The organism is Dehalococcoidia bacterium, assembly GCA_035310145.1.
Classification (GTDB): Bacteria; Chloroflexota; Dehalococcoidia; order CAUJGQ01; family CAUJGQ01; genus CALFMN01.
The window spans coordinates 46,256-71,687 of the sequence record DATGEL010000093.1 but is presented as its reverse complement, the minus strand read 5'-3'; the positions used below and the strand labels follow the sequence as shown (position 1 = coordinate 71,687).

Genomic DNA, 25,432 nt, shown 5'->3' with positions numbered 1-25,432 from the left:
TGTGACCGCAACTGCCGTCCATCCACCCCCGGGCGGCGTGGCGCACTGCGCCGGCGGCCGGCGCGGTTTCCATCCGGCGGGCGCCGGAGCACCGCGTATCCACACCAGCACGCAGGTGATGCCTACGAACCGGGCCAGCCTGCCGGTGGACGTCCGTCGCGCTGCCGGCCGCAAGGCACGGCAAGCCGCGACATGGAGCGACGCACGGTAACGTCGCGACGAGGCGGGTATCGATGCTGCTTGCACCGTGGATTATCGGCAAGCCGGCCGGCGAAACCTTCGAGTTGCTGTTCGTTTTCCTGTTCACGGTGCTCGGCCTCGTCGTCATGTATCTCTTCGGCCGTTACTGGCAGGGCTAGGCCGGCGCCGGCGGCGTCGCGGCACATCTCGCCGCGCATTCGCTGCCCAGCAGGGAGGAGCGTATGGCGATCTCGGAACGGCCGCCGGGGCGAACCTGGCAGGATACCGTTTACGACAAGCTGTTCCACAACTACATCTGGCGCTCGATCTTCCGCTCGGGCTATCCGAATACGCCGCGCAACCAGGCGCTCGTCGTGGCGACGAACGTCTTCCTCCACCTGCACCCCACGCGTCTACACCGCACCCACGTCAAGATCACGCACACGTATTGCCTCGGCGGACTCAGCTTCTTCATGTTCCTGGGTCTGACCGTCACCGGCGCGCTGCTGATGTTCTACTATGTTCCCTCGGTTGAGCGCGCCTACACCGATATTCAGGCGCTGGAAAGCAACGTCCGCTTCGGCGAGCTGATGCGCAACATGCATCGCTGGATGGCGCACTGCATGGTCTTGCTCGTCTTCATGCATATGATGCGCGTCTTCTACACCGGCGCGTACAAGCCGCCGCGCGAGTTCAACTGGGTTGTCGGCGTGATCCTGCTGGTGCTGACGCTGCTGCTCAGCTTCACCGGCTACCTGCTGCCCTGGGATCAGCTCGCCTTCTGGGCGATCACCGTCGGCACGAACATGATTGGCTCGGCGCCGGTGTTCGGCACGAAGAGCCGGTTTCTGCTGATCGGCGGCACGGAGGTTGGGCAGGGCGCATTAATCCGCTTCTACACCTTGCACGTCATCGGCTTACCGCTGCTGGCGGCGATCTTCATGGCCGTTCACTTCTGGCGCATCCGCCGTGATGGCGGGCTGGCGCGGCCGCTGTAGGAGGCGCTATCGATGGCCAGCGCACCGGTCGTCAAGGCAACGGTTCCGACGCGCCCGATGGCCAACCCGCGGGCACGCCGCGAGCGAGACGAAGAGGTTCTCGTCTGGCCGGACCTTGTCTTCGTCGAATTCATCTCGGCGGTGTGGTTCACGATCGTGATGATGGCGCTGGCCACGCTGATCAACCCGCCGAAGCTGGACCAGGCGAATTCGGACATCACGCCCAACCCGTCGAAGGCGCCATGGTATTTCCTCAACCTGCAGGAGTTGCTGCTGCATATGCACCCCGCCCTCGCCGGCGTGATCGTGCCGACCGTGGCACTGATCCTGCTTGCGGCCATTCCTTACCTGGATCGCAGCAACGAGGGTCAAGGGGTGTGGTGGGGCGGCCATCCCAAGGCGGTGAACATCGTCATCTTCGCCGCGATCTTCTCGTTTATCGTCACCTGGCTGCTGATCCTCTACGACAACGGCACGCAGGACATCCTCTATAACTGTGTCAGCCAGCCCGACAAGCTGTGGAGTTGCCTGAAGGAGGGCGGTACGCCGGGCGACGCGCACCACCTGCCCGCCTGGCTGCGCAATGTGCGCGGCATCCAAACCGGCATCGTTTGGCCGAAGTGGACGACCCACATCCCCTATGTGCCGTTCCACCAGTTGAAGCTGCTGGATTCGAACTTCCTCAACCTCAATTTCCCCGCCTGGATCGTGGAGCAGGCGATCCCGCTGGCCTTCATGATCGGCTTCCCGATCCTGCTGGTGTTGCTGCTGCGCTGGCGCTACGGGCCGCTGGGCATGCGCGGCACGATGTATGCCCTGTTCACCGGCTTCATGACGGTGTACGTGGTGCTCACCATTTCCGGGACGGCGTTCCGCGGCGAGGGCCAGGAGCTGCTGTGGCCGTGGCAGTTGCATCCGCCTGAGGGGCTGGGCATCGCCTAGCCCGGGCCGAAGAGAGAGGTCCGCGCGCGGGCGCCACCCCGGGAGCGCGGCCACGACGACCTGGAGTCAGTCTGGAAGAGGCGAGTGGCGAGATGGTAAGCGAGAACAACCAGCCGGAGCAGCCGCAAGCCGCGGCCACGCCTCCCGCGGAACAGCCCGCGCCTCCTGCGGCCGCGGCGCCCGCGGCGCCGAAGTCCAAGAAGGACATGACGCCGGAGGAGCGGGCGGCGGCGATCAAGGCGGCGCAGGAGAAGGCGCTGCGCCTTAAGGCGGAGCGCGACGCGGCCAAGGCCGCGGCGGCCGGCACCGCCGTGGCCGTCGCCGCGCCGGCCGAGGCGGCAACCGCCGCCAACGGCGCCGTCTGGCGTATTCCGGCAGCCGGCGGCCAGAGCGTCGCCGTGGCGCGGCCCGACGCGCGCCAGGTCACGGCCGTCGAGCAGACCGACCGCCAGGTGCAGGTCACGATGAAGCGCCGGCAGGTGCTGCGCGGCGGCGTCATGGCCTCGCTGCTCGGCTTCATCATCCTCTCGCTCGGCAGCTTCGTGAACTTCTTCAACCCGCGCCACATCACCGGCTTCGGCGGCATCGTCAAGGTGCCGAAGTCCACGATTCCCGAGCAGGGCAAGGACCCGGTCAAAATCTTCGACGCCAAGACCTGGCTGGTGAACCTGAAGCCGGGCGAAGGCGGCTTCCAGAGCATCCCCGGCAGCAAGAACGGCGGCCTGATCGCGCTCTACCAGAAGTGCGTACACCTGGGTTGCACGGTGCCCTGGCGTGCCGACTTCGAGTTCGGCGGGGAGCGCGGCTGGTTCCGCTGCCCCTGCCACGGCTCGACCTATACCAAGGGCGGCGCCCGCGTCTTCGGCCCGGCGCCGCGCTCGCTGGACACGTTCGACCTGACGATCAACGGCGACGGCTCCGTCTCGATCAACACGGGCAAGATCACGCGCGGCGACCTCGACGACCCGCAGCGGGGCAAGCTTCCCCCCGCTTGATCTCGCGGGCGCCGCTCCGCACGGGGCGGGCGCGGCGCTGAGGCAGGTGCATGAACACCCAGAAACAGATCACGCTGATGGTGGCGCTCGTCCTGCTTATGCTGGGCGGCTGCGCCGCGTACACGGTGTACGACCAGCCACGCGAGAACGCTTCGGCGGCGGCGCAGCAGTCCACGCTCGCCGAGCGCGGGGCGCGCATCTTCGCCCGCTACTGCCGCCAGTGCCACGGTAACGCCGGCGAGGGCCGCATCGGTCCCCAGCTCAGCCGCGACGAGCTGCGCAACCCCAACACGTTGGTGGAGACGCAGCAGTGGGTGACGGACACGATCACCTGCGGCCGTATCGGCAAAGTGATGCCGCCGTGGGCGATCCGCGAGGGCGGATCGCTGACCGACGAGCAGATCCGCGACCTTGTCAGCCTGATCACCGGCGTGCCGCCCGGGGCCACGACGCTGCAGCCCAAGAACTTCTGGGATAAGGCGGCCGAGTTCAGCAAGGAAGAGAACCTGGCGGCCGCACGGGCCGTGAACCCCAACACAAACGTCCCCGCGACCCTGGCGCCGATCGACGAGACGCTGGCGGCGGCCTCGATTACCGGCGCCACGGCGAAGGTCTGCGGTCAGCTCGCGCCGGCCACGGCCACGCCGGCCGCCGGCCCGCCTGCCGGTTTGAAGCCTGCCGGTACCTGGACTGAGGATGCGACCGACAATAAGTTCTCGGTCACCGACATGGAGCAGACCGCCGGCTCGAGCATTACGGTCAACTTCAGCAACAAGGGCAATGCCATCCACAACTTCGAGGTGCTCGACGCCTCCGGCAAGGTACTGAAGGACAGCAGCGGCAAGGACATCACCTTCCAGCCGATTCCCGGCGGGCAGTCCACCACGCTAACCTTCACGATTGCCACCCCCGGCGTCTACAAGTTCCATTGCCAGGTGCACCCCACGGAGATGACCGGGCAGCTGTATATCGTCGGGCCGAACGGCGAAACCGGTGCCGCCAGCCCGACGCCAGCCGCCGCGTCTGCGCCGACGACGGACTGGAAGGAAACGACGACCGACAACAAGTTCTCCGATACGCAGGTGACGGTGCCGGCCGGCAAGCAGGTGACGCTGACCGTGCAGAACCAGGGCACCGCGGTTCACAACGTCGATGTCCTGGACGTAAAGGACGACAGCGGCAAGGACATCAAGACGGACCTGGTGCAGGCGGGGAAGTCTGCCACGCTGACCTTCACGATCAGCAAGGCGGGCACCTATCACTTCCACTGCGATGTGCACCCCACCGAGATGACCGGCACGTTAGTCGTTCAATGACCGGCCCGCCGCCGTGCGCGGCGGGTTCGCGGTGAAACGGCATACAATGGCCGCAGCGCGAGGCGTCGGTACAGCTACACCGGCGCCTCGGCCGTGTCCCCGCGAGGCGCGGGCGCCGAGCGCCGGCCCGCGAGGCGTGGCGGAGGCTTCCATGCCGGATGTCGGCATTCTCGGACTGGCGCAGTCGGGCAAGACGACGGTGTTCAATGCCGTGACGCGCGGCAATGCGCACACCGGCTACGGCGGCGCCCATGGCCCGAACATCGGCGTGGTCAAGGTGCCCGATCGCCGGCTTGACGTGCTCGCGGAGATGTACCACCCGAAGAAAGTAACGCCCGCCGATATCCGCTATGCCGACTTTCCCGCGGCGGGCGCGGCGTTCGGACGCGGCGAAGGGCCGGGTGGCCAGTTTCTTGCCGAGGTGCGCAAGAACGACGCGTTGATCCATGTGGTGCGCCTGTTCGAAAACGCCGAAGTGCCACATCCGGAGGGCAGTATCGACGCCATCCGCGACATCGGCACGCTCGAGCTCGAGCTTTCTTTCGCCGACCAGGCGCTGATCGAACGGCGCCTGGAGCGACTGCACACCGAGCTGCGCTCCATGAAGCCCGGCGAGCGCACCGCGGGCGAGCGCGAGCAGGCGCTGCTCAGCCGCCTGCGGACGGGCCTGGAACGCGACCAGCCGATCCGGGCGCAGGGACTCGACGACGATGACGAGCGGTTGATCGCCGGCTACCGTTTCCTCACGCAGCTGCCGATGCTGGTGCTGCTCAACATCGGCGAAGACGCCCTGGGGCGCGCCGCCGAGATCGAGGCCGAGTACCGTGCGAAGCTCGCCGCGCCGGGGATCGAGGTCACCTGCTTCTGCGGCAAGCTGGAAATGGAGCTGGCCGAGATGGAGCCGGAGGAGGCGAAGGAGTACCGCTCCGAGCTCGGCCTGGGCGAAGAGGCCGGCCTCGAGCGCGCGATCCGCCTCTCGTATCACCTGATGGGGCTGATCTCGTTCCTGACCGCGGGCGAAGATGAGTGCCGGGCCTGGACGGTGCGCGACGGCAGCACGGCGCCGCAGGCCGCGGGCAAGATCCACAGCGATCTGGAGCGCGGCTTCATCCGCGCCGAAGTCGTGCGCTTCGAGGATCTGGCGGCTGCCGGCAGCATGGCCGAGGCGAAGCGGCACGGCCACGTGCGCATGGAAGGCAAAACCTACGTCGTCAAGGACGGTGATGTGCTCAACATCCTCTTCAACGTCTAGGCCGCTCCGTACGCGGCCTGTGAGCGTCGGATGAGCATCCGACCCGAAGAGCGGCGCACGGCCGCCGCCTACGACCGCTGGCTGCGTGGTGGCTCGCCGGGGCGCGTGCTGATGCGGGCGCTCAGAGCGCCGCTGAGCACCTACCTGTTCAACACGCCCGTGCTCGATCTGCCGCACGAGGTCGCGCTGCGGCCCGGCCACCGCGTGCTGGACCTGGGCTGCGGTGCTGGCGGCCTGGCACAGACACTGGCGGCGCGCGCCGGCCTGCGACACGATCCAGTCGGCATCGACGTGTCGCGCGAGATGGTACGGCTCGCGGCGCGCGAGCTTGGCCGCGGCCGGCGCGTGCAGTTGGTCGCTGCGGGCGCCAGCCGCCTGCCGTTTGCCGATGAGAGTTTCCACCTGGTGCTGGCCGCGCACCTCTTCCGGCACCTGGAGGACGACACGCTCTACCGGGTGCTGCTGGAGGCGCAGCGCGTCCTGAAGCCGCGCGGCATCGTGCTCGGCTGGGAGTTTGCGCCGACCAGCTCGGAGAAGCTCAATCGCCTGAACGGGCGACTGCTGCTGCCACACCGCGCGCCCCTGCACCTGCGCGGCTTCGCCGCGCTGGCGCCCTACGCGGTCGAGGTCGGCTTCCGGCATATCGATCGCCTGCGCTTCCGGCTGCCGTTCCTCTTCCCGCCGATTCCGCACGTGGTCGTGATGTTTCAGAAGGGGCGCGAGACCCCGGACCCCGTCGGCGACGAAGACGCCGGCGGCCGCGGGGCGCTGCGTTCGGCGAAGCTCGGCGCGGACGAGGTGGGACAGCAGCCTCGCTAACGAGGCACGCCGCCCACAATGGCAGCTGCCATTGTGAGCGGCGAAGCGCAAGCTAGGGGCAGAAGACGGTGACGGTTTGGGCGCCGGCCGGCAGCGCCACACCGAAGCCAAAGAAGGTGCCAAAGGGGAAGCCAAAGCCGCCCAGCACGACGGTGAGCGGGCCGTGGAAACCGGCGGGGCACACCGCCGCGGCGCTGAGCTGCACCGTCGGCTGCAGGAAGATCACTCCCCCCGGCGCGGCCGTCGTCACGGTGCCGAACGGCACAAAGAAGAAGCCGAAGCCCGGCAGGAAGCCCGAGCTGAAGCCAGGGATGAAGCCAAGATTGACCGGGGAGACGAACCCGGTGCCGATGCCGGGAATCGCGCCGAAGAAGCAACTCGGCGCAAAACCGGAAAGCGGCAAGAAGAAGCAATTTTGCGTCACCGCGGTGGTCGTCGCGACGCTCGGCAGTGTGGTCACCGCCGAGTAGGGCAGCGGTGCGGGGACGGTGTAGGCGCTGGGAATGTTGGTCGTGGTGAAGATCGCGATCACCTGATCGCTGGAATCAGCCTGGTTCGTGCCGATCACGGCATCGAGTGGCTGCGAGTAGGCGTTGAAATTGAGGGCCACGTTGGCCGCGCCCGAAGAATCCAGCGTAACGACGGTGCCGGCGCCGGGGCTGCAGGTATAGTGGGCGCCGGTGCTCGTGCAGGGGGCGAACAGGACCTGAGCGCCGGGCACGCCGCCGCTCTCCATGATCTGCACGGCGTAGCCATCGTGGATCGCAAAGCCGGACTCCCCGCGGTCCGTGCCGGGCGTGGGCACCAGGTTGACGGTCTGTGCCGCCTGCACGCCGCCGACGCGTAGCCCCAGCCCGGCGACCGCAAGGCTCAGCGCCGCGGCCACGATCGCCAGTTTCCCCAGCGAGATCCTCATCGAATGGTTCCTCCCTGTGCGCCGGCGAGTACGTACCCGACGGCATAGTCGCCCTGCTGCGTACTTGCCTCAGTGTGTAGCGCAATCCGCCCAGCTTATAGGTCGAAGATCACAGCGAAAGTGTAAAGCGTTTCACACAACGCGCGCTGTCACCGCTTCGTTACGGAACGCGTCAGAGGATTCATGCTTAACATAAGTGCTGGATGGCATGGTTTCAAAACCCGCGCTCGGCCCACGGCGCCCACTCACGCCGTTCACCTACCAGCGGGTCTTGAAACCATCTGTACGTGGCCGGATCGCGTGGCTGCGGCGTCCGTCCGGTCCGCAGCTCGTCCAAAGATATGAACGCACCGTCTCCGCCGTTTTTCACCATGGAAGGCGGAGCGAAGCCGCGCCCGCGCTCGAACAGGGTGTGTGAACGGGCCTACGGCGCGCGCGCTGGCCAGCACTTGCGGCGTCAGTTCAACCCTCCGGAAGTGAGGGGCGCAAAATCCGGCTGCCGGCAAACGCCGGCACGCAGTCGGGGATGCCAACGCTCGGTGACCGGGCATAGCGCCGCCCCCGGTCACGAGACTGTCCCACCATGCTGGATTGCCCAAAGGTAACGCCGGTAGACCTCGCTCATCGCCGCGCTGCCCGAGGCGCTCGGTTCAGTGGCTGTGGCCGGCGTCAGGGCCGAGGAGACCGCCTCATCCAACGACGCGAAGCGACCGAGCGCTACCCAGGCGCAGCGTGCGGCGCCTACGCACTCCTCAAAACCGGGCGCCTCGCCCGTGTGCAGCGGCCGGACCAGCGCATCCGCCAGGATTTGTCGCCAGAGGGCACTGCCGGCCCCGGCGCCGGTCAGCGTCAGGCGCACCGGCGCAACTCCGCTCTCGGCCAGCGCTTCGGCGATCTGCCGCACGGCACAGGCGGTGCCTTCGAGCACCGCGCGGAAGAGCTGGGCGCGGCTGTGCGTGGTCTCCAGGCCCAGCCAGGCGGCGCGCAGCTCCGGCCGGCGCTGAGGATACGCCATGCCGGCGAGGAAGGGCAGGAAGAGCGGGCCGGCGCTGCCTGGCGGCACGGCGACGGCGGCGCCTTCGAGCGCTGGCAGCGAGCGTTCGCCGCTGCCAAGCAGGCGCGCGGCCCAGCTCACGGCGGCCCCGCCCAGGCGGGCGTTGCCGCCGTAGACGCCGCGGCCGTCCCGCTCACCCCACAGGTCGTAGAAGCGGTAGCGCCGGGCCGCCGGCGGCGCGTGATCGCGCACCACGCGCAACACGAGGTGCGTACCCAGCGTCAACGCGCCTTCTTCCGGACGCAGGGCGCCGGCGCCCGCCTGCGCCGCGACGCCGTCGTGCAGCCCGATCGCCACGGGCAGGCCCGCCGGCAACCCCAATGCGGCCGCCGGCTCTGCGCGCAGTACACCTGCCGTTTCCCACGGCAGCCGTACCGCCGGCAACCAGTCAGACATGAAGGCGCACGCTCCGTCGATCGCCGGCCACGCGAGGGCGTCGGGGCCGGACGCTGGATCGGTCGCCGCCGTGCCGCTGAGCTTGAGCAGCATGAAGTCCTTCGCCGCCAACGTCCAGCGCACCCGCCGCCGCAGTGACGGGGTGTCGGCGATCGCACACTCGCTGCGCCAGGCTATCGGCCGCAGGCGCGCCGGCGCCGCCGGCGCGTACGCTGCCGGCGGCATACCGGTAAGCATGGGTGTGAGCGCGCGGCCGGCTGCATCGCAGAGCACGGTGGCGCCGCCGCGGCCGGAAAGCGCAAGCGCGGCCACACGCTCCGGCTGCACGCCGTTCAGCGTCCTTCGTGCGGCCGCAAGCGAAGTTCGCCACCAACCTGCTGCCTGCGCGCCCTTCAGCAGACGCCGCGTCCCGGAGATCACGCGACCATCCGCGGTAACCAGCGCCGTCTTCACCGCGGTGGTGCCCAGGTCGATGGCGAGCACCAGCGGCTCGCCTTCCCCGCGGGCAGCCGTGCCTCGGCCGTGCTCAGAAGTGATCGGCACAGAACGGGCGATAGGCTGTGCTGAGCAGGCGATCGGCGCCCGCCAGCGCGTCCGGGTCCGGGCAGTCGAGCCGGCCCATGCGCCAGGCCTCGGTCGCGCTGAGCTGGCCGAAGAGCAGCATGGAGAGCGTGTCGATCGGCGCGCTGAACAGTGCCGTCCCGCCGCCGCGGCGCACGCTCGCGTCCGCGCCGTCAACTTCGAGCGTCCAGGTGCCCTCGTTCCAGGGGCAGAGCGAGTCGGTGGCGGCGAAGCTCAAGCGGCCGCTGTGCTGATAGCCGCGGCCCGCAAAGGCGCGGTCGATGTCGATGATGCGGGCGAGGATGCCGTCGCGCGAGGCGGCGTGCAGCATGCGCGGCTCCAGCAGCAGGTGCGGCAACGGATCGTCGGCGGGTACATTCGGCCAGCTGATCTGGCGCACCAGGTCGAAGCGCGAGAGATGCTCCCAGCAGGCGCGGTAGGCGGCCGGGTTGAGCCAGCACAGGTCGCGCAGTTGCAGGCGCTGGCTCGGCCGGTTGCCGTCCGCCGGGCCCTGTGCCGTGGCGTAGACGACGTAGCCTTGCGGTACGCCGCGCTCCTCGTACAGCACGACGGAGACGGTTTCTCCCTCGGCGGGCGGGCCGAGGGCGCTGACCTGCCACATCGCCGCGCCGCGGTGCAGGTAGGCCGTGCGCTGTTCGCGGAAGCGGCGGTACACGTCAATCAGCGTGGGCAGCTCGGCAGGCGATGACTCGCGCAGCTCGCCAGGAATCTCACTCGGCCGGGTGAACTGCAGGTAGCGCGGTTCAATCGCGTAGCTGTGGTGCGTGGTCACGATCGCGTAGCCGTAGCGCTGGTAGATCGCGGCCAGCGAAGCGTAGAGTGCCGCGACCGGCTCGCCCTGCTCATGGCGGCGGCGGAAGTCCGTCTCCATGATCGCGCGCAGGTTGCCGCGCCGGCGATGGGTCGGGTGCGTGCTCACGGTGGTGACGCCGGCGACCTTCATCGGTTTGCCGTTCATGCGCATCGTGAACGGCCAGGCGGCGTAGGCCGTGGCGAGTTGATCGTTCTCGAAGGCGCACAGCGTCCACTCGGGGCGCAGCGCGGCGAACTGCTGCGCCGGCAAGGCGAGCGAGAGGCTGACGACCTGGGCGAGGCGCGGCATCTCGTCGGGCGTGGCCGGGCGGATCTCGGTGGTCGCGGTGGTGGCGGGCATCAGAGGTCTCCCGTGCAGTTGAACTCGGGTACGCCGAACGGCCAGCGCTCGGGCGCCGCCGCGCGTGGGCGCACGCCGCTGGCGCAGGCTGGGTGGTAGACCAGGCCGTGATAGACGAGCGCCGCGGCCAGCGCCACGTCGGCGCCGCACTCGGCACAACGGTCGGGTGCGGGCTCCGCCCGTTTGGCTGGCGAGGGCTCGGGCATTGCGTGCTACACTCCACCCGGCGCCTGCCGCGCCGCCTGCGCGGGTCGCCGGAGCGGGAAGATGGCCTACAACACGATACTGCACGAACGGATCGGCAGTCACATCCATCGCATCACCCTGAACCGCCCGGAGCGGCTCAACGCCATGACGCCCGAGCTGCAACTCGAGGTGCTCGACGCCTGCCGCGCGATCGATGCCGACACGGAGGCGCGCTGCCTGATCGTCACCGGCGCCGGACGCGCCTTCTGCGCGGGCGCGGACGTCGGCAACATGGCGGCGCGCCAGGGCGATGCGGCCGGCGGCGAGCCGCGCGCCCAAAGCCTCGAAGCGAGCCGCCAGAGCCTGCGCCGTCACGGCCAGGCGATGATGCACGCCATTTACCGCCTGGAGATCCCGACGATCGCCATGGTGAACGGCGTGGCCGTCGGCGCCGGCTTCGACCTGGTCTGCGCCACCGACCTGGCACTCGCCTCCAGCGAAGCCCGCTTCATGATCGCCTACATGCGCCGGGCGCTGATCCCCGATCTGGGCGGCATGTGGTTGATTCCGCGCATGATCGGCCGCCGGCTGACAGCAGAGATGCTGTACACCGCTCGCTTCGTCTCTGCCCAGGAGTTGCTGCGGGCCGGCGGGCTGAACGCGGTCCATCCGGCCGAGGAGCTGGAAGCGAAGACGCTGGCGCTTGCCGAGGAGATCGCGGCGGCGGCGCCGATCAGCAACAAGGTCGCCAAGATGAGCTGGCGCGTGACGGAGACGCTGGACCTGGAAGCCGCGAACGAAGTGGTGGCGAGCACCGTGCTCGTGGCGGGCCGCACCGAGGATCACCGGGAATCGGTACGCGCCTTTATGGAGAAGCGCCAACCGGTGTTCCACGGGCGCTGAGATTGGGCGAGCAAGCCGTGTCGAGCGGCGGTTCGGCAAGCGAGGGCGAACGCGAGACGGGGCGGCTGGAGGCGTTCAGCGACGGCGTCTTCGCGGTCGCGATCACACTGCTGGTGCTCGATCTGAAGGTGCCGCCCGCGGGCGAGGGCGCCAGGCGATTGGGGCCGGCCCTGCTGGATCAGTGGCCGGCGTACCTGGGCTATGCCGGCAGCTTTCTCTCCATCCTGATCATGTGGGTGAACCACCACCAGATGTTCCGCCGCATCGCCCGCGTCGATCACGGCCTGCTCTTCTTCAACGGCCTGCTGCTGATGGCGGTGACCGTGGTGCCGTTCACGACCTCGCTGCTCTCCGAATACATTGGCCACCGAGAGGAACGACTGGCTGCCGTGCTCTACTGCGGCACCTTTGTGCTGATCTCGCTCTTCTGGAATCTCGTCTGGCGGTACGCGGCCTGGCGTCACCGCCTGCTGCACTCGGACCTGGACGAGGCCGCCGTGGCGCGCTTGAGCCGACGAAACGCCGTCGGGCCGCCCGTCTACGCCGCAGCGGTCGCGGTCGCGGTCGTCAATGCCGTGGCGAGCGTGGTGTTCATGATCGCGATCGCCGTCTACTGGTCGTTGCCCGGTCTCTCGTGGTCCGGACTGCGGCGCGTCGCCGGCGATGCGTCGGACTCGGATCTGGCGGGGCCAGACTAAACCGGGCGCACCGCGCCACGCCGCCGCTCAGCCGGCCTCAACGGCCCGCCAGCGATTCGGATCGGCGGAGAGCGGCAGGCGCTCCGCATGCAGCAGGCCAGCTAGCAGGCGCAGGCCATCGACCAGGCGCGGACCTGGCCGGCTGAAGTAGCTGTTGGCGTCCACGGCGTAGACGCGCCCGGCGCGCACCGCCGGCAGATCGTGCCACGTCGGCGGCAGGTCAAGCGTGGCGATCTCACGCAGGATCCGCTCTACGCCGAAGCCGCAGGGCATGACTACGATCACATTGGGCCGCGCGGCGGCGACCTGCTCCCAGCTCGTACGCACGGATGGCGAACCGGCCTCGCCCAGCGCGTCGGTGCCGCCGGCCAGCGCCACCATCTCCGGCACCCAGTGGCCGCCGACCCAGGGCGGGTCCAGCCATTCGATGCAGGCGACGCGCGGCCGCTCTGCGATCCCGGTGAGCAAGCCGGCGATCCGATCTCGCTCCGCACGCAGCCACCCCGTCAGGTGTGCGGCGTCGCGCTCGCGTCCCGTTACGGTGCCGACGCGCTCGATGCTCGCGAAGACTTCGTCCAGGCGGGTCGGCTCCAAAGAGAGCACGCTGCGCTCGCCGAACAGGGCGCGCACGGCCTCCTGCACCTCGGCGTAGGAGACGGCGCAGACGTCGCACAGTTCCTGGGTGAGGATCAGGTCCGGGTTCAGCCGTTCGAGCAGATCGCGGTCGAGTGCATAGAGTCCGCGATGGTCGTGCACGCGCGCGGCGACGAGCGCGTCGATGCGGCTGCTGCTGAGCCCGTCGCTCTCGATCGCGCTGCGGGTGACGCGGGGCAAGGAGCGGACCGCAGCCGGAAAGTCGCACTCGTGCGTGACGCCGACCAGCGAGCCTTCGAGGCCGAGTGCGCAGACAATCTCGGTGGCCGAGGGCAGCAATGAGCAGATGCGCACGCCTCAGCCCGCCAGCGCGGGCTGCGCGCCCGGCCGGCGGAAGGCGACGGCGAGGCCGGCGTCGTCGCGGATCAGCAGGAATTGCTGAGGGTAGACCCGCGCCCAGTCCTTGAGCAGTTGCACCGCGGACTCGGCTTCGAGCTGGCAGGTGATCGTCTCGGTGATTCCCTGGCGACGCACGACGCTGTAGCTCACCTTCGTACCCCCGCGTGTCTCGTGGAAGCGCGCCGCGAGCCGGCCACGCCGCGCAGCGTGGCCGCCGATCAGCCCGGTGGATGCAGCGGGAGGACAGCGGAGCGCAGCGCCAGCGCGACGAAGCCGGTGTCGATCGCCGAAAGCAGCGCGAGCATCAACTGCGAGATGGCAGCAGAGCCCCCGGCGCCGCGGGGTTCGCGCAGCCGTCGTATCGCGCCGCGCGCCGTGCTCACGATCAAGATGCTGAAGGGTGCGAATCCCGCCAGGGCAAAGAGCACGATCAACGCGGGCATGGCCCTGCCTCACCGCGAGCCCGATCTGCGGAGCCGACGTGATGAACCCGCGCGTCAGGAAGCTGACGGGACGGTGTTATGACGCCCGCATCGTACTGTTATTCCCTAACAGAACGTCAAGCCGTGCCAGGGGGTGTGTCAGCGCCGTCTCAGCGATACCGGCCGCCAGGGCCGTAGGAAATCTCGTCCGTCCGCCCGCTGGCTCGTAAATGCTCGCGTTCGCGTCTTATGACGATTCACCGTCGTCTTGGTCAGCCGAGCAACGGGCCACCCGGGTCAAGCACCTCACCCGTGACGCTGATCACGGCCGGACGTTCCTCGCAGTAGCCGCCGAACTCGCACTTGTCGAAGTAGAAGGCCTTGCGGTCTTTGTCGTAACGGATATCCCAGGTGCCGGTCGCGACCGTCTGCGTGCCGGCGGCTAGTTGCTGCTGCAAGACCGTGACGAGCGCTTCGAGCTGCTCACGTCCCATCGGGCTGACTCCGTATCTGCCGCGAGGCCCGACGCCCGGGCGCCGCGGCGTTGCCTTCACCGTTATGCTAGGGGCGCACCGTCGCTTGCGCCAGCCGCGCCGGCCCGGTGCATGTTGCGCGGCGCTGTGCCATGCTCGGCGCCGAAGAGAAGCGCGATGCAGTCGTGCGAAGGAGCGGCCATGAGTGCAGATCAGCAAGGCGACCCGGCGGCGCGCCCCGCGGTCTACGTCGCCACGCCGATTCACGATCACGTTCTCGCGGCGGTCGAGGCGGCCTGCAATGTGCAGCGCTGGACGGGCAAAGGGCGTGTGCCGCGCGAGGAGCTGGCGCGGGTGCTGCCCGGCGTCGTCGGTCTGCTCACGTCGAACCAGGTGAAGCTCGACCACGAGCTGATCCTCGCCAACCCGCAGCTCAGGGTCGTGAGCAACTTCGGCGTTGGCTACGACAACGTGGACATTCCCTTCGCGACGGCGCACGGGTTGCTGGTCTGCAATACGCCCGGAGTGCTCAGCGACGCGGTGGCCGACGAGACCTATCTGCTGATGCTCTCCCTGGCGCGGCGCCTGATCGAGGGCCAGGCGCACGTGCGCGAGGGCCGCTGGGCCGGCGGCCAGCCGATGACGATCGGCACCGATATGAAGCACAAGACGCTCGGCATCCTCGGCTTTGGGCGCATCGGCCACGCCGTGGCGCGGCGTGCCAGCGGCTTCGGCCTGCGCGTGGTCTACTACGACCCGATCCGTGACCCGAAGGCCGAGGACGAAGGGCTCGCCAGCTACGCCGAGCGCGACGAGGTGCTGCGCGAGGCGGACTTCCTTTCGGTCCACGTCTTCCTGGACGAGACAACCCGCCGCCACATCGGCCGCCGCGAGTTCGAGCTGATGAAGCCGAGCGCCTTCTTCATCAACACCTCGCGCGGGCCGGTGGTGAACCAGGCGGACCTCGCCGCCGCCCTGCACGAGGGGCAGATCGCCGGCGCGGCATTGGACGTCTTCGAGGTCGAGCCGCTGCCCGCGGACGATCCGCTGCTGACCGCGCCCAACCTGCTGGTGGCGCCGCACATGGCGAGCGGCACGATCGAGACACGGCAGGCGATGGCCGAGCTGGCCGGCCGCAACCTCGTCGCCGCCGTCAGCGGCCGTGTGCCCGAGACGATGGTGAATCCCGAAGTGCTGGCGGCGCAGGAGATGCGCGAGTAGGGTCGCGCCAGGGCGCTGGCAGTGTGACTCAGCCCGCCGCGCTCGCCAGTGCGGCCGCGATCTGCGCGACATGCTCGCGCGCGTGGCTGACGAGCAGCTCTTCGGCCGCCGCTTCGAGTGAAACGGCGCCGAGTCGCGGGTGCGCAATTGTCTGCCGCCAGGCGGCGGCCGGCATTCTCCGCAGGATGGCCGCGGCCGCGGCGGACGCGCGGCGCAGTTCGGCAGCACCCTGTGCGGGCGCCAGCGCCTCGCCGTTCACCACGCCGCCCAGCCGCTCCGGCGCGTCGAGGGCGCGACTGAAGGGCAAGGACGCGTCCTGACTCACCTGCTCCAGCTTCGTCGCCCAGTAGGGCAGCAGTTCGATCAGGTGGCCGCTGATGCCCGCCGCCGACCAGGCATCGGCGCCTGCGCGGGCGCGCCAGCGCTCTGCCGGCACTGGTTCAACGTGCACCGCGGCTTCCTCCGCGCTCAGCAAGACCCCGGCCGCGACCCGCTCGCCCGTACCCGCTTCGGCGCCGCCGGCGCGGACGAAGTCGCCGCAGTGGGTGCGCACATGGGCGGCGGCGGTGCCGGCCATCACCTCCGCCAGCGTGCCGCTGACGCCGCCGGCCGAGCGCATCGGTACGGCGAGCACCCAGTCGTCCAGGCCGGCGACGAGCACGATCAGTGCGGCGCGGCCGCGCAGAAACTCTTCCGCGAGCTCGGCCGGCGACCGTTCCGCGCGTCTTTCGACCTGGCGAGCGTTGTAGCCGTCCATGTCGAAGGTTCCGCCGCCGGCCGTCGCCTGCGCATCGCGCGATCCGCGGGCCACATCGGGCAGCCGGCGGTAGGTGAACTCCATCGAGGCGACGTGCGCCATGATCTGCCGCACCGTCCAGCCGTTCTCGTAGCCGGCCCGCGAAAGCGCTGCTGCCGGAACTGCGTGCATGGCCGCGAGGCCTGCCACACCGGAATCGCGCAGCCGCTCGATCAGTTCGTCGCGGTTCATCGTCCCCTCCTGCGCCCGGGCCCGATCGCAACGAAATGCTAGCGGCCTGGGCGCAGTCGCGCCAGACTCGCGAACATTTCCGCTGCCGATGTTTCGAAATCGTGGCGCTCAGGAAACTGGCCCCACAGGACTTGACCAGACGGGTAGAATGGCTGCCAACCGCGGAAGCGGAGAGTTTGGCGGCGGTGGAGGAGACGCGTGGTGTAGCTGAAGGAGCAGGCCGATGAGCGGTGACAACTACTGGTTGCGAAAGTCGCGCGGTGTTCCTCGCCGCCGGATCTTGCAAACGAGCGTGCCCATCGGCGCCGTTGCCCTGGTTGCCGCGTGCGGCGGCAGCAACAACAAGAAGGGATCTTCGGCGCCGGCCAACAGCGGCGCGCCGGCGGCGGCCGGCACCGCGGCTCCGGCGATCAGCGCCGCCACGGCCGGCGGCACGGTGGCCGCGCAGTCCGGCGCCGTGGACAAGATCAAGCCCGGCCATTACCAGAATCAGCTTGCCGCGAGCCAGGAGGAGCTCAATGCCGCGAAGAGTGTCAAGCGCGGCGGCACGGTCAAGTTCCGCTACCTGGACCCGCCGCACTTCGACCATACGCGCGGCTTCTCCTGCACCATCTACGACACGAGCTCACTCGTCTACAACCGGCTGATCCGAGAAAAGTTGGGGCCGGCCACCGACCCGTTCAAGCTCGAGCTGGAGCCCGACCTCGCAGAGAAATGGGAACAGACCGCGCAGGACGGCACCGAGTTCGTCTTCACGCTGCGCAAAGGCGTGAAGTGGCAGAACGTCGCGCCGGTCAGCGGCCGCGCGTTCACGTCCGAGGACGTCAAGCTCGTGTTCGAGCGTTACGCGGCGGGCGGCGTGCAGAAGGACTACTTCTCACTCGTCGACAGCATGGAGATCCCCGACGCCAACACGCTGCGCGTCAAGCTGAAGGCGCCCTACGTTGACTTTCCCGCGAGTATCGCCACCTTCGCCTTTATCGAGCCGCGCGAGCTGTATGTGAACAGCGACAAGATCCAGACGGAGGTGATCGGCACCGGCCCATTCATCCGCGACTCGTGGACGCCGAAGCAGGGCTCGGTCTTCCATGCCAACCCAGACTACTGGGAGATGGGCGCCGACGGCAAGCCGCTGCCCTATGCCGATCGCGTCGAGGCGTTCGTCGAAAACAGCACGGCGACGCAGAAGGCCGGCTTCCGCTCCGGCAACTGGTTCTGGTATCAGCCGCTGGACACGGCGGACGGCGAAGATCTGCTCAAGAACAGCCCGGACACCGTCTGGCTCGATCTGCCGACCTCGCGTGGCGGCAATGTCAACGGCTTCATGTTTAATATGAACAACCCCAAGTTCAAGGACAAGCGCGTACGTAACGCGATCAGCATGGGCATCGATCGTCAGTCGTACGACGATCTGTTCTACGACAGCCTGAACAAAGGGTTCAGCGCCACCGCAATCCCCTGGTCGTTCATCTTCGACTCGTTCCCAACGGCAAAAAGCCAGGGTCCGACCTATCAGTTCAACCCGAGTGAAGCCAAGAAGATGCTGCAGGCGGCCGGCGTGGACAACGTGGGCTTCGAGATCGTCGAGTACTACATTACCTCCGGTCGCGACTTGTTCGCGCCGTTTCAGGACAATCTGCGTCAGATCGGCGTCAGTGTGACCGACAGGCACGTCGACAACCCGACGGCGATCACCCTGCTGGCGAACAGGAACTTCAACGAGGCTGCCAACATGGTCTGGGGCCCGGCGCAGTTCTCGATCGACGGCTGGATCTATCCCTGGTACGTCACCGGCGGCGGCTTCAACTACAACAACGTCGCGGACTCGAACCTCGATCAGATGCTCAACGCACAGCGGCGCGAGCTGGATGCCACCAAGCGCAAGCAGATCCTGCTGCAGATCTACAACTATCTGCTCGACCAGAATTACGACGTGTGGCTGCCGCAGGCATGGATCCGTGATGCCTGGCCGTCCTACGTGAAGAACTACCGCTCACACGGCTTCCTCGGTCAGGGCGTCTGTTATGCCTGTCCGCAGATCCGCTCGGTCTGGCTGGACAAAACCAGTTGATCGACGCCTGGCAGCGGGAGAGGAGACAGTCATGAGCCTGGAAGTGATGGTCGATCTGGCCAAAGAAGCCGCGCGCGATCTGAGCGCCCAGCGGCGCTATGAAGCGCTCTCAGATGACGAGCTGGCGCGGCTGGGGCTGAGCGCCGAGGACGTGGCCTCGATTCGCGATGGCTTCTTCGACCGCGTGCAGCGGCTGGGCCTTTCGCTGGACCCCGCGCCCAGTGGCTGCTGCACCTGACGATCGAGGACTGGCTAACAGATGGTTTCAAAACCGGCATTCTGGTGGTCATGCACGCGCAGCACACGACGATCGAGCCGGTTTTGAAACCATGTCTAAAGGACGATGCGCCATGGCGACGTACATTCAGCGGCGCCTGCTCGCCTGCATCCCCGTCTTGTTGCTCGTCTCGGTCTTTACCTTTTTCATCCTGCGCGTCATTCCCGGCGATGCGCTGGTGACGATGATGGGCGAGCGGCAGGGGATGCAGGCTGCCGAGCTGCAACAGGCGCGCAAGGAGCTCGGCCTCAACCGGCCGGTGGTCGTGCAGTACGCCTCATGGATCGGCAACGGCCTCAAGGGCGACTGGGGACGCTCGTTCTGGCTGCACGAGCCGGTGACGAAGGCGATTCGCCAGACGTTTCCGGTGAGCCTTGAGCTGGGCGTGCTGGCCTTCATCGTCACGGCGCTGGTGGCGGTGCCGCTGGGTATTATCTCGGCCGTGGGCCAGGATACCTGGCTCGACTACCTGTCGCGGATCGTCTCGATCAGCTTTCTTTCCATTCCCAGCTTCTTCGTGGCGATCCTGACGATCGTGTTTCTCGGTAAGTGGTTCCACTGGATCCCGCCGCGCGGCTTCGTCAACCCGTTCACCGATCCGGGCGGCAACGCGGTGCAGATGGTGTTCCCGGCCCTGATCGTCGGCTTGAGCTTCTCTGCCAGCACCACGCGGCTGGTGCGCACGACCATGCTCGAGGTGCTGCGCGAGGACTACATCCGCACCGCGCGGGCGAAAGGGCTGCGCGAAGGCGGTGTGCTCTGGCGGCACGCACTGAAGAATGCGCTGATCCCGGTGATCACGTATTGGGGCGTCTCGCTGGGCACGTTGATTACCGGCACCGTGCTGATCGAGGTGGTCTTCGGGCTGAACGGCATGGGCCGCCTGGTGGTGGACGCGATCAACCAGCGCGACTGGCCCGTGGTGCAAACGGCCATTCTCTTCATCGTGCTGGTCGTGCTGCTGTTTAACCTGGCGACGGATCTGCTCTACGGCGTGCTGAATCCGCGCATTCAGTTTGCTTAGCCATGGTTGCGAAACCTGCTTTTCGGTCGCACGACACCGATGGCATCGCGCTCATGGGCGGGTGAAGAAACCATCGGTTGGCCGGCCACGGAGGGCTGCGATGGCCGCAAGCGAGGCCCTGATCCTTGGCGAACAGGCACTGTTGCCGACCGAGCGCTCGCTGCCAGGACGCTGCGGCCATGCGGTGCTGCGCTTTGCCCGTGCCAAGCCGCTGGGCGCGTTCGGCGCCGTAATCATCATGCTGATGATCGTTGCGGCGCTCTCCGCGCCCGCGATCACGCCGGACTATCAGCGCGTGCACCCGCGGGAGAAGCTGCAAACCCCGAGCGCGCAGCACTGGCTGGGCACCGACCAGCTCGGGCGAGACCTGTACGCACGCATCGTCTACGGCGCGCGGGTCTCACTCTACGTTGGCTTCGCGGGCACCTTTATCGGCGTGGTGATCGGCTCGGTGATCGGCCTGGTGAGCGGCTACTTCGGCGGCACGATCGACTTGGTGCTGATGCGCGTGATCGACGCGTTCCAGGCCTTTCCCGGCCTGATCCTGGCGCTGGCAATCGTGGCGGCGCTGGGACCGAGCCTGACCAAGGCGTTCATCGCGATCTCGGTGGGCTTGATGGCGCGGCCGGCGCGGATCGTGCGTGGCTCCGTGCTGGCGGCGAAGGAGACCTCGTGGGTGGAAGCGGCGCGCAATGTCGGCGCGTCGGACACGCGCATCATGTTCCGGCATATCCTGCCCAACGTGATGGCGCCAATCATCGTGCTGGCGTCGCTCGTGCTCGGCATCGCCATCCTGATCGAGGCCTCGCTCTCCTTTCTCGGGCTCGGCGTGCAGCCGCCGACGCCGGCCTGGGGCTCGATGCTGAACCAGGCGGCCGGCGGCTACTTCGAAACCTATCCGCACCTGGCGATCATCCCCGGCGTGGCGATCAGCCTCGCCGTCTTCGCCTTCAATCTCTTCGGCGACGCCCTGCGCGACGTGCTCGACCCGCGCCTGCGCGGCGTGCGCTGAACGGAGGAGGACGCATCAACGCGCGCCGTCCAGCACCTCGATCGCGCGCGCGAACAGCCGCGGGATCGACGGCGCCAGCTCCTCCCAGTGTGGGTCGTGGCGCTTGCCCCGGCGGTGCAGCATCAGGTTGAAGCCGCCGATGATCGCGAACTTGTAGCCCGCCAGCGCCCGGTACCAGGCCACGTCGCCCGGATCGGCGCCGAACGCGTCCGTGTAGACGGCCTGCAATTCTGCCGGCAGGGGCATTGGCGCCGTCGATCGGCCGGCATGCGCCCAGCTCTGTGGATCGCTGAAGACCATGATCCAGCCCAGGTCGTTCAGCACCGGGCCGATGCCCACCAGCTCCCAGTCGATCACGGCAAGCAGGCGGTGGTCGCTCGTGGCGTAGAAGAGATTCGACCACTGGAAGTCGCCGTGGAAGATGCCCATGCGCGGTTCGCGCGGCAGCCGCTGCAGCAGCCGGCGCTTGAGCTCCGGCCAGAGTCGCACCAGCTCTGGGTCGGCGGCGCGCTCGGCGAAACGGTCCCAGCGCTGCACGTCGGCTTCCGGCTCAAGCGGCGGCGCCCACTCGGGGATCGCCTGCTGCCAGTCGATGCGGTGCAGGGCCGCCAGCGCCTCGATCGCCTGCCGCGCCATGAAACTGAGCGTTTCTGCCGGCAGTGCCGCGCCCCACTCGCCGGGCGTGGTGCGCAGCGTGTCGCCGGCGAGCCGGGGCACGACGAAGTAGGGCCGGTCGAACCAGCGCGGGTCGTCGCCCGACCAGCGCACGCGCACCACGGGCACGCCGGACCCGCGCACGGCGCCGAGCACGCGCACCTGGCGCAGCACGTCGGCGGTGCCTTCCAGCTTCACGTTCGGCGGCGGCAGGCGCAGCACGAACGATTCGCTGTGCGGACCGCTCTCGGCCCGGTAGTCCACGGTGAAGCCGTAGGAGAAGCCCGCGTGGCCCGGCATCACCTCCACGCGCGAGACCAGAGCCTGCGGGTCGCCGGTCTGCGCGCGGCAGAAGGGGATCAGGCGGGCGTGCAGATCGTCGAGCGTTTGCATGTACGATGCTCCTCCGTGGCCCTGGATGGCGCCGCCAATCGGTATCGTGGCGCGCCCGCCGGCCGGCAGGTGTGCGCGGCGGATGCCGCATCTGCCCCTCTTTGCTGCTGCCGCCGCGCCTTGCAGCATTGTCAAGCGCCTCTGAGCGCCATGCTACACTGAGAAATACGCACCCCTGGCGAACACCGCGGCGCCCGGCCCGGCCGGCGCCGGAGGACCGTATGGCCTGCCCCCACTGCGGCAACGCCTCCAATCCCGCCGACGCCAATTTCTGCGAAGAGTGCGGCGCCTCGCTCGCCGAGCCAGCGGCACAGCGCGAAGCCGAGCCGGCTGCCGTCGCCGCCGGCGGCGTAGCCGCCGTGGAAGTGCGGCCCGCACCGGCCGCTCCTGCGCCGCCCCCCGCCGAAGCCGCCGGCTCGCAGCCGCCGGTGGCGCCCGATCCGCCCTCTGCTGCTCCCGCGGAAGCTGAGACACAGCCACTCGATGCCTGGATCTGCGTTTGCGGCCATCAGAACCCGGACGCGGAGCAGTACTGCGCCGACTGCGGCGAGGCGAAGCCGGCCGGTGGCCGGCCCCTGGCCCCTGGCGACAGCTTCATGGGCTTCGTGGTGGCCGAAGCGCTGGATGCGCAAACCTGCACCGTACGCCGGCCGGATGAGACGCAGGCGAGCGCCGTCCTGCGCTTTGGCGAGCAGGCGCAGCTCGACGCGCTCACCTCGACCATCGCCGCCCTGGACCCGGCCGCCCTGACGAGCGCCGCGGGTTGCCCGCTGATTCCCGCCGTGCTGGCGAGTGGCGCCGACGCCACCCGTGGGCCGTACGCGGTACTGAGCCGCCCGCCGGGCAGTTTCGCATCGCTCGATCGGGCGGACGGCTTGACTTCAGGCGACGCGGGCGCCCTGCTGCTCGACCTGCTGCTCGTGGCGCAACGGGCGTCGCAGGCGGGCCGGCTGCTGCTGCTGTCGCCGGCGCAGGTCGTGGTTGCCAGCGGCCGCGCCTTCGTCCCGCAGCCCTCGGCGCCGGCCCTGCCGCTCGCCTCCGGCCTGCTGGCCGACCCTGCCTTCCTCGCGCCGGAGATCCGCGCCGGCGAGCGGAACGTGGACGGTTGGCGTGCGGGGGCATATGCCGCGGCGGCGGTGATGCACGCCTGCACAAACATGGCGCTCGGATATCCGCGTGCCTGGCACAAGGCGATGGTCCGCCTGCTGGCCGACGATCCGGCACGGCGGCCGGCTGACCTCGATGACGTGCGGGCGCTGCTGGCCGCCGGCGCCGCCACACGCCTCGTCTCGATGCACCGCACCGCCTGGCTCACCGACATCGGCCACCATCATCCCGTCAACCAGGACGCGGGCGGCGTCTGGACCTGGCAGCGCTGGGACGGCACGCCCGTCACGCTGGCAGTCGTCGCGGACGGCGTCAGCGCCGGTAAGCACAGCGAACAGGCCTCGGCGCTGACCGTGCAACTGCTGCACGACGCGATCGCGGCACACTGGAGCGACCGGGACTTCGACGCCGACCGTGCCGATCGGCTGATGCTCGACGCCGGCCAGGTCGCCCACCAGCAGGTGAGCGCCATGCCCTACGACAATTTTGACGAGGCAAACGCCACGACGCTGGTGGCGGCCTGCGCTGTCGGCGGCACCGTTACCGGCATCTGGTGCGGCGATTCGCGCGCCTACGGCGTGACCTGCGAGGGCTGCGTGCCGCTCACACGCGACCATTCCTGGGTGAACCTGGTCGTGGACGCGGGCCGCATGACGCTTGAACAGGCGCGGCTCGACCCGCGCGCCCACGTGATCGCCCGCTGGCTGGGCGCCAGCGACCCGCCGACGGACAACCCCGGCTTCGAGACATTTCGCCGCGAGCTGGCGCCCGGCGACCGGCTGTTGGTCTGCAGCGACGGCCTCTACATGTATTTTGAGCCGCCGGCCGAGCCGGACGGGCACATGGAGCGCGTGATCTGCGGCCACGGCGACGATTTCACCGACGCGGTGGACGAGCTGGTGCAAACGGCGCTCGACCGCGGCGGGTTCGACAACATCACCGCCGTGCTCGTGGCGATGGAGTAGCCGCCAGCGCGGGCGAGCAGGAGGATGGGTGTGGCGAACCAGTTCAGCGTCAACACGCAGGTGCTGCGCCCGTACGTGACAGTCGGCGACGCGGACACTGCTAACTACGCGCTGGCCTCGGTCAAGGCGCCGGTGCAGGGCGGCACGACGCAGCGTGCCACGGCGATCGTGCTCGATGTCTCCGGCTCGATGAACGAGTCGATGCAGGGCAGCACCAAGATCGAGTGGGCCAAGTACGCCGTGCGTGAGATCGTGGACCTGGCCACCGCGGACGACACGATCGTGCTCGTGCTCTTCTCCTCATCCGCGGCGACGGCTTTTGGACCCGCGGTGATGGACGCCGGCGGCAAGGCACAGGCGAACGCGGCGATCGACCGCATTCGCGCCGGCGGCGGCACCTACATGTCGCTGGGGCTGCGCGAGGCTTTCCGCGGGCTGCAGGCGGTGCTTCAGAACCGCGCTGGCCGCATCATCTTCTTCACCGACGGCCAGAACGACAGCAGCGACGCCCGCCCCTTGCAGGAGTTTCTGCAAAACAACTTCTACGCCAACGAGCAGAGCATGCCGATCTCGACCTACGGCGTGGGCGAGACCTACAACGAGGTGCTGCTGCGCGAGATTGCCGACCGCACACGCGGCAACACGCGCTACATCCAGGACTCGCAGCAGCTCGTCAACAACCTCACGCAGGAGTTCCAGGAGACGCAGGGCGTCACGATCACCAACGCCACGCTGCAGCTCACCGTGATCGCCAACGTGCAGATCGGCCAGGTCTCGCAGGTCTTCCCCGCCGCGGTGGACCTGCAGGTGAACCGCCTGGACGAGCGCAACGTGCGTATCTCCCTGCCGAATCTGGCCTCGGAGGAGGAGCGCGACTTTCTCATCGGCTTTTCGATGCCGCCGCAGGCCGCGGCTGGCAAGAAGCGCCCCGGCTTCATGCAGATCGCGTACGACATGCCCGGTGCCAACGCCTACAACCAGTCGGAGCGGCCCGATGGCGGCCAGGTGTTCGTGGAGTTCACGGAGGACCGTTCGCTGGCGGCGCAGGTCAACGTGCAGGTCGATCACTATGCCGGCGAGCTTCGCAAGGCCGACCTGATCAAGCAGGCCGTGGTGGCGACGCAGACCGGCCGGCTTTCCGGCGAGCAGGCGGCGCAGACCGGCAAGCTGCTGGACGAGGCGCGCCAGGTGACGGGCAAGCTGCTCTCGCAGGCGCAGCAGCGCGGCGACAGCGCGGCCACGGCAAAGCTGCAAGGCGACATGGCGGCGATCGAGCAGATGCAGTCGGAAGTGCGCCAGGGCGAGGTCAGCTCCGGCACCCGCAAGCTGGCCGGCGACCAGACGCGTGGCACGACCAAACTCAGCTAAGCCCGTCACGCCGCGAAGGCGGACGCCTTCCGCAGAAATTGCCGCTTCGGTTAGCATAGAGGCGGCGGAGTCCA

Annotated in this window: 26 protein-coding genes; 16 read left to right on the top strand and 10 right to left on the bottom strand. The window is 68.6% G+C overall.

What is annotated here, in order from left to right; genetic code table 11:
* Positions 1-233: 233 nt before the first annotated feature.
* The 7 genes from VKV26_17330 (at position 234) to VKV26_17300 (ending at position 6,502) form a co-directional block, all read left to right on the top strand.
* The gene (locus VKV26_17330) at positions 234-359 is read left to right on the top strand and encodes a hypothetical protein (protein ID HLZ71668.1); all 126 of its coding nucleotides are present in this window, start codon (positions 234-236) and stop codon (positions 357-359) included.
* A 63-nt stretch (positions 360-422) separates the two neighbouring features.
* A complete protein-coding gene (gene extP, locus VKV26_17325) occupies positions 423-1,178 on the top strand; it encodes a selenite/tellurite reduction operon b-type cytochrome ExtP (GenBank protein HLZ71667.1) in 756 nt (251 codons plus the stop codon).
* A gap of 12 nt (positions 1,179-1,190) precedes the next feature.
* Positions 1,191-2,120, top strand: a complete 930-nt coding sequence (locus tag VKV26_17320; protein HLZ71666.1) for a hypothetical protein — start codon at positions 1,191-1,193, stop codon at positions 2,118-2,120.
* 92 nt (positions 2,121-2,212) lie between these two features.
* Positions 2,213-3,115, top strand: coding sequence for a ubiquinol-cytochrome c reductase iron-sulfur subunit (locus VKV26_17315; GenBank protein HLZ71665.1), 903 nt, complete (start codon positions 2,213-2,215; stop codon positions 3,113-3,115).
* A 50-nt stretch (positions 3,116-3,165) separates the two neighbouring features.
* Positions 3,166-4,431, top strand: a complete 1,266-nt coding sequence (locus VKV26_17310) for a cupredoxin domain-containing protein (GenBank protein HLZ71664.1) — start codon at positions 3,166-3,168, stop codon at positions 4,429-4,431.
* A 151-nt stretch (positions 4,432-4,582) separates the two neighbouring features.
* Positions 4,583-5,683: a redox-regulated ATPase YchF gene (gene ychF / locus VKV26_17305; protein HLZ71663.1), complete on the top strand. Its 1,101-nt coding sequence runs from the start codon at positions 4,583-4,585 to the stop codon at positions 5,681-5,683.
* A 30-nt stretch (positions 5,684-5,713) separates the two neighbouring features.
* Positions 5,714-6,502 (top strand): class I SAM-dependent methyltransferase, encoded by a 789-nt coding sequence (locus tag VKV26_17300; protein ID HLZ71662.1) that lies wholly within the window; start codon positions 5,714-5,716, stop codon positions 6,500-6,502.
* Between the two features lie 52 nt (positions 6,503-6,554).
* Here the strand turns inward: VKV26_17300 and VKV26_17295 are convergent, their stop codons facing one another.
* The 4 genes from VKV26_17295 to VKV26_17280 form a co-directional block, all read right to left on the bottom strand.
* Positions 6,555-7,418 (bottom strand): hypothetical protein, encoded by an 864-nt coding sequence (locus VKV26_17295; GenBank protein HLZ71661.1) that lies wholly within the window; start codon positions 7,416-7,418, stop codon positions 6,555-6,557.
* Positions 7,419-7,983: 565 nt separating this feature from the next.
* Entirely contained in the window at positions 7,984-9,351 is a 1,368-nt protein-coding gene (locus VKV26_17290) for an FGGY-family carbohydrate kinase (protein HLZ71660.1), read from the bottom strand.
* A 43-nt stretch (positions 9,352-9,394) separates the two neighbouring features.
* Positions 9,395-10,603: a GNAT family N-acetyltransferase gene (locus VKV26_17285; GenBank protein HLZ71659.1), complete on the bottom strand. Its 1,209-nt coding sequence runs from the start codon at positions 10,601-10,603 to the stop codon at positions 9,395-9,397.
* Positions 10,603-10,809 (bottom strand): hypothetical protein, encoded by a 207-nt coding sequence (locus tag VKV26_17280; protein HLZ71658.1) that lies wholly within the window; start codon positions 10,807-10,809, stop codon positions 10,603-10,605. Before VKV26_17280 ends, VKV26_17285 begins: the two co-directional genes overlap by 1 nt.
* A 61-nt stretch (positions 10,810-10,870) precedes the next feature.
* Between VKV26_17280 and VKV26_17275 the strand changes: the two genes are divergently transcribed.
* The gene (locus VKV26_17275) at positions 10,871-11,692 is read left to right on the top strand and encodes an enoyl-CoA hydratase-related protein (protein ID HLZ71657.1); all 822 of its coding nucleotides are present in this window, start codon (positions 10,871-10,873) and stop codon (positions 11,690-11,692) included.
* A gap of 17 nt (positions 11,693-11,709) precedes the next feature.
* Complete coding sequence (locus VKV26_17270; protein ID HLZ71656.1) at positions 11,710-12,390, top strand: TMEM175 family protein; 681 nt, start codon at positions 11,710-11,712, stop codon at positions 12,388-12,390.
* A gap of 27 nt (positions 12,391-12,417) precedes the next feature.
* On the opposite strand, the gene VKV26_17265 is transcribed toward VKV26_17270, so the two are convergent.
* The 4 genes from VKV26_17265 to VKV26_17250 form a co-directional block, all read right to left on the bottom strand.
* Complete coding sequence (locus VKV26_17265; protein HLZ71655.1) at positions 12,418-13,338, bottom strand: cobalamin-binding protein; 921 nt, start codon at positions 13,336-13,338, stop codon at positions 12,418-12,420.
* Between the two features lie 3 nt (positions 13,339-13,341).
* Complete coding sequence (locus tag VKV26_17260; protein HLZ71654.1) at positions 13,342-13,533, bottom strand: hypothetical protein; 192 nt, start codon at positions 13,531-13,533, stop codon at positions 13,342-13,344.
* A gap of 68 nt (positions 13,534-13,601) precedes the next feature.
* Positions 13,602-13,826: a hypothetical protein gene (locus tag VKV26_17255; GenBank protein HLZ71653.1), complete on the bottom strand. Its 225-nt coding sequence runs from the start codon at positions 13,824-13,826 to the stop codon at positions 13,602-13,604.
* Between the two features lie 251 nt (positions 13,827-14,077).
* Positions 14,078-14,299 carry a hypothetical protein gene (locus VKV26_17250; protein HLZ71652.1) on the bottom strand — a complete coding sequence of 74 codons (222 nt, stop codon included), beginning with the start codon at positions 14,297-14,299 and terminating at the stop codon, positions 14,078-14,080.
* Positions 14,300-14,479: 180 nt separating this feature from the next.
* Between VKV26_17250 and VKV26_17245 the strand changes: the two genes are divergently transcribed.
* The gene (locus VKV26_17245; GenBank protein HLZ71651.1) at positions 14,480-15,499 is read left to right on the top strand and encodes a D-glycerate dehydrogenase; all 1,020 of its coding nucleotides are present in this window, start codon (positions 14,480-14,482) and stop codon (positions 15,497-15,499) included.
* 28 nt (positions 15,500-15,527) lie between these two features.
* On the opposite strand, the gene VKV26_17240 is transcribed toward VKV26_17245, so the two are convergent.
* Positions 15,528-16,487: a DinB family protein gene (locus VKV26_17240; protein ID HLZ71650.1), complete on the bottom strand. Its 960-nt coding sequence runs from the start codon at positions 16,485-16,487 to the stop codon at positions 15,528-15,530.
* Between the two features lie 223 nt (positions 16,488-16,710).
* Between VKV26_17240 and VKV26_17235 the strand changes: the two genes are divergently transcribed.
* The 4 genes from VKV26_17235 to VKV26_17220 all read left to right on the top strand — a co-directional run bounded on the left by VKV26_17235 (position 16,711) and on the right by VKV26_17220 (position 20,871).
* On the top strand, positions 16,711-18,558 hold the full coding sequence (locus tag VKV26_17235) for an ABC transporter substrate-binding protein (GenBank protein ID HLZ71649.1): 1,848 nt from the start codon (positions 16,711-16,713) through the stop codon (positions 18,556-18,558).
* Between the two features lie 31 nt (positions 18,559-18,589).
* A complete protein-coding gene (locus VKV26_17230; protein ID HLZ71648.1) occupies positions 18,590-18,796 on the top strand; it encodes a hypothetical protein in 207 nt (68 codons plus the stop codon).
* 112 nt (positions 18,797-18,908) lie between these two features.
* Entirely contained in the window at positions 18,909-19,859 is a 951-nt protein-coding gene (locus VKV26_17225) for an ABC transporter permease (protein HLZ71647.1), read from the top strand.
* Positions 19,860-19,959: 100 nt separating this feature from the next.
* Positions 19,960-20,871, top strand: coding sequence for an ABC transporter permease (locus VKV26_17220; GenBank protein HLZ71646.1), 912 nt, complete (start codon positions 19,960-19,962; stop codon positions 20,869-20,871).
* 15 nt (positions 20,872-20,886) lie between these two features.
* Here VKV26_17220 and VKV26_17215 read toward each other — a convergent pair whose 3' ends face one another.
* Positions 20,887-21,918 (bottom strand): phosphotransferase family protein, encoded by a 1,032-nt coding sequence (locus tag VKV26_17215; protein HLZ71645.1) that lies wholly within the window; start codon positions 21,916-21,918, stop codon positions 20,887-20,889.
* Positions 21,919-22,139: 221 nt separating this feature from the next.
* Between VKV26_17215 and VKV26_17210 the strand changes: the two genes are divergently transcribed.
* Both VKV26_17210 and VKV26_17205 read left to right on the top strand, forming a co-directional pair.
* Positions 22,140-23,990 (top strand): protein phosphatase 2C domain-containing protein, encoded by a 1,851-nt coding sequence (locus VKV26_17210; protein HLZ71644.1) that lies wholly within the window; start codon positions 22,140-22,142, stop codon positions 23,988-23,990.
* Positions 23,991-24,020: 30 nt separating this feature from the next.
* Positions 24,021-25,358, top strand: coding sequence for a VWA domain-containing protein (locus VKV26_17205; GenBank protein ID HLZ71643.1), 1,338 nt, complete (start codon positions 24,021-24,023; stop codon positions 25,356-25,358).
* The last annotated feature ends 74 nt before the right edge of the window (positions 25,359-25,432 follow it).

Bases quoted from the DNA above. Each gene is read 5' to 3' on its own strand.
- VKV26_17330 (HLZ71668.1), top strand. From the start codon at position 234: ATGCTGCTTGCACCGTGGATTATCGGCAAGCCGGCCGGCGAAACCTTC.
- extP (HLZ71667.1), top strand. From the start codon at position 423: ATGGCGATCTCGGAACGGCCGCCGGGGCGAACCTGGCAGGATACCGTT.
- VKV26_17320 (HLZ71666.1), top strand. From the start codon at position 1,191: ATGGCCAGCGCACCGGTCGTCAAGGCAACGGTTCCGACGCGCCCGATG.
- VKV26_17315 (HLZ71665.1), top strand. From the start codon at position 2,213: ATGGTAAGCGAGAACAACCAGCCGGAGCAGCCGCAAGCCGCGGCCACG.
- VKV26_17310 (HLZ71664.1), top strand. From the start codon at position 3,166: ATGAACACCCAGAAACAGATCACGCTGATGGTGGCGCTCGTCCTGCTT.
- ychF (HLZ71663.1), top strand. From the start codon at position 4,583: ATGCCGGATGTCGGCATTCTCGGACTGGCGCAGTCGGGCAAGACGACG.
- VKV26_17300 (HLZ71662.1), top strand. From the start codon at position 5,714: ATGAGCATCCGACCCGAAGAGCGGCGCACGGCCGCCGCCTACGACCGC.
- VKV26_17295 (HLZ71661.1), bottom strand. From the start codon at position 7,418: ATGAGGATCTCGCTGGGGAAACTGGCGATCGTGGCCGCGGCGCTGAGC.
- VKV26_17285 (HLZ71659.1), bottom strand. From the start codon at position 10,603: ATGCCCGCCACCACCGCGACCACCGAGATCCGCCCGGCCACGCCCGAC.
- VKV26_17280 (HLZ71658.1), bottom strand. From the start codon at position 10,809: ATGCCCGAGCCCTCGCCAGCCAAACGGGCGGAGCCCGCACCCGACCGT.
- VKV26_17275 (HLZ71657.1), top strand. From the start codon at position 10,871: ATGGCCTACAACACGATACTGCACGAACGGATCGGCAGTCACATCCAT.
- VKV26_17255 (HLZ71653.1), bottom strand. From the start codon at position 13,826: ATGCCCGCGTTGATCGTGCTCTTTGCCCTGGCGGGATTCGCACCCTTC.
- VKV26_17250 (HLZ71652.1), bottom strand. From the start codon at position 14,299: ATGGGACGTGAGCAGCTCGAAGCGCTCGTCACGGTCTTGCAGCAGCAA.
- VKV26_17245 (HLZ71651.1), top strand. From the start codon at position 14,480: ATGAGTGCAGATCAGCAAGGCGACCCGGCGGCGCGCCCCGCGGTCTAC.
- VKV26_17240 (HLZ71650.1), bottom strand. From the start codon at position 16,487: ATGAACCGCGACGAACTGATCGAGCGGCTGCGCGATTCCGGTGTGGCA.
- VKV26_17235 (HLZ71649.1), top strand. From the start codon at position 16,711: ATGAGCGGTGACAACTACTGGTTGCGAAAGTCGCGCGGTGTTCCTCGC.
- VKV26_17230 (HLZ71648.1), top strand. From the start codon at position 18,590: ATGAGCCTGGAAGTGATGGTCGATCTGGCCAAAGAAGCCGCGCGCGAT.
- VKV26_17225 (HLZ71647.1), top strand. From the start codon at position 18,909: ATGGCGACGTACATTCAGCGGCGCCTGCTCGCCTGCATCCCCGTCTTG.
- VKV26_17220 (HLZ71646.1), top strand. From the start codon at position 19,960: ATGGCCGCAAGCGAGGCCCTGATCCTTGGCGAACAGGCACTGTTGCCG.
- VKV26_17215 (HLZ71645.1), bottom strand. From the start codon at position 21,918: ATGCAAACGCTCGACGATCTGCACGCCCGCCTGATCCCCTTCTGCCGC.
- VKV26_17210 (HLZ71644.1), top strand. From the start codon at position 22,140: ATGGCCTGCCCCCACTGCGGCAACGCCTCCAATCCCGCCGACGCCAAT.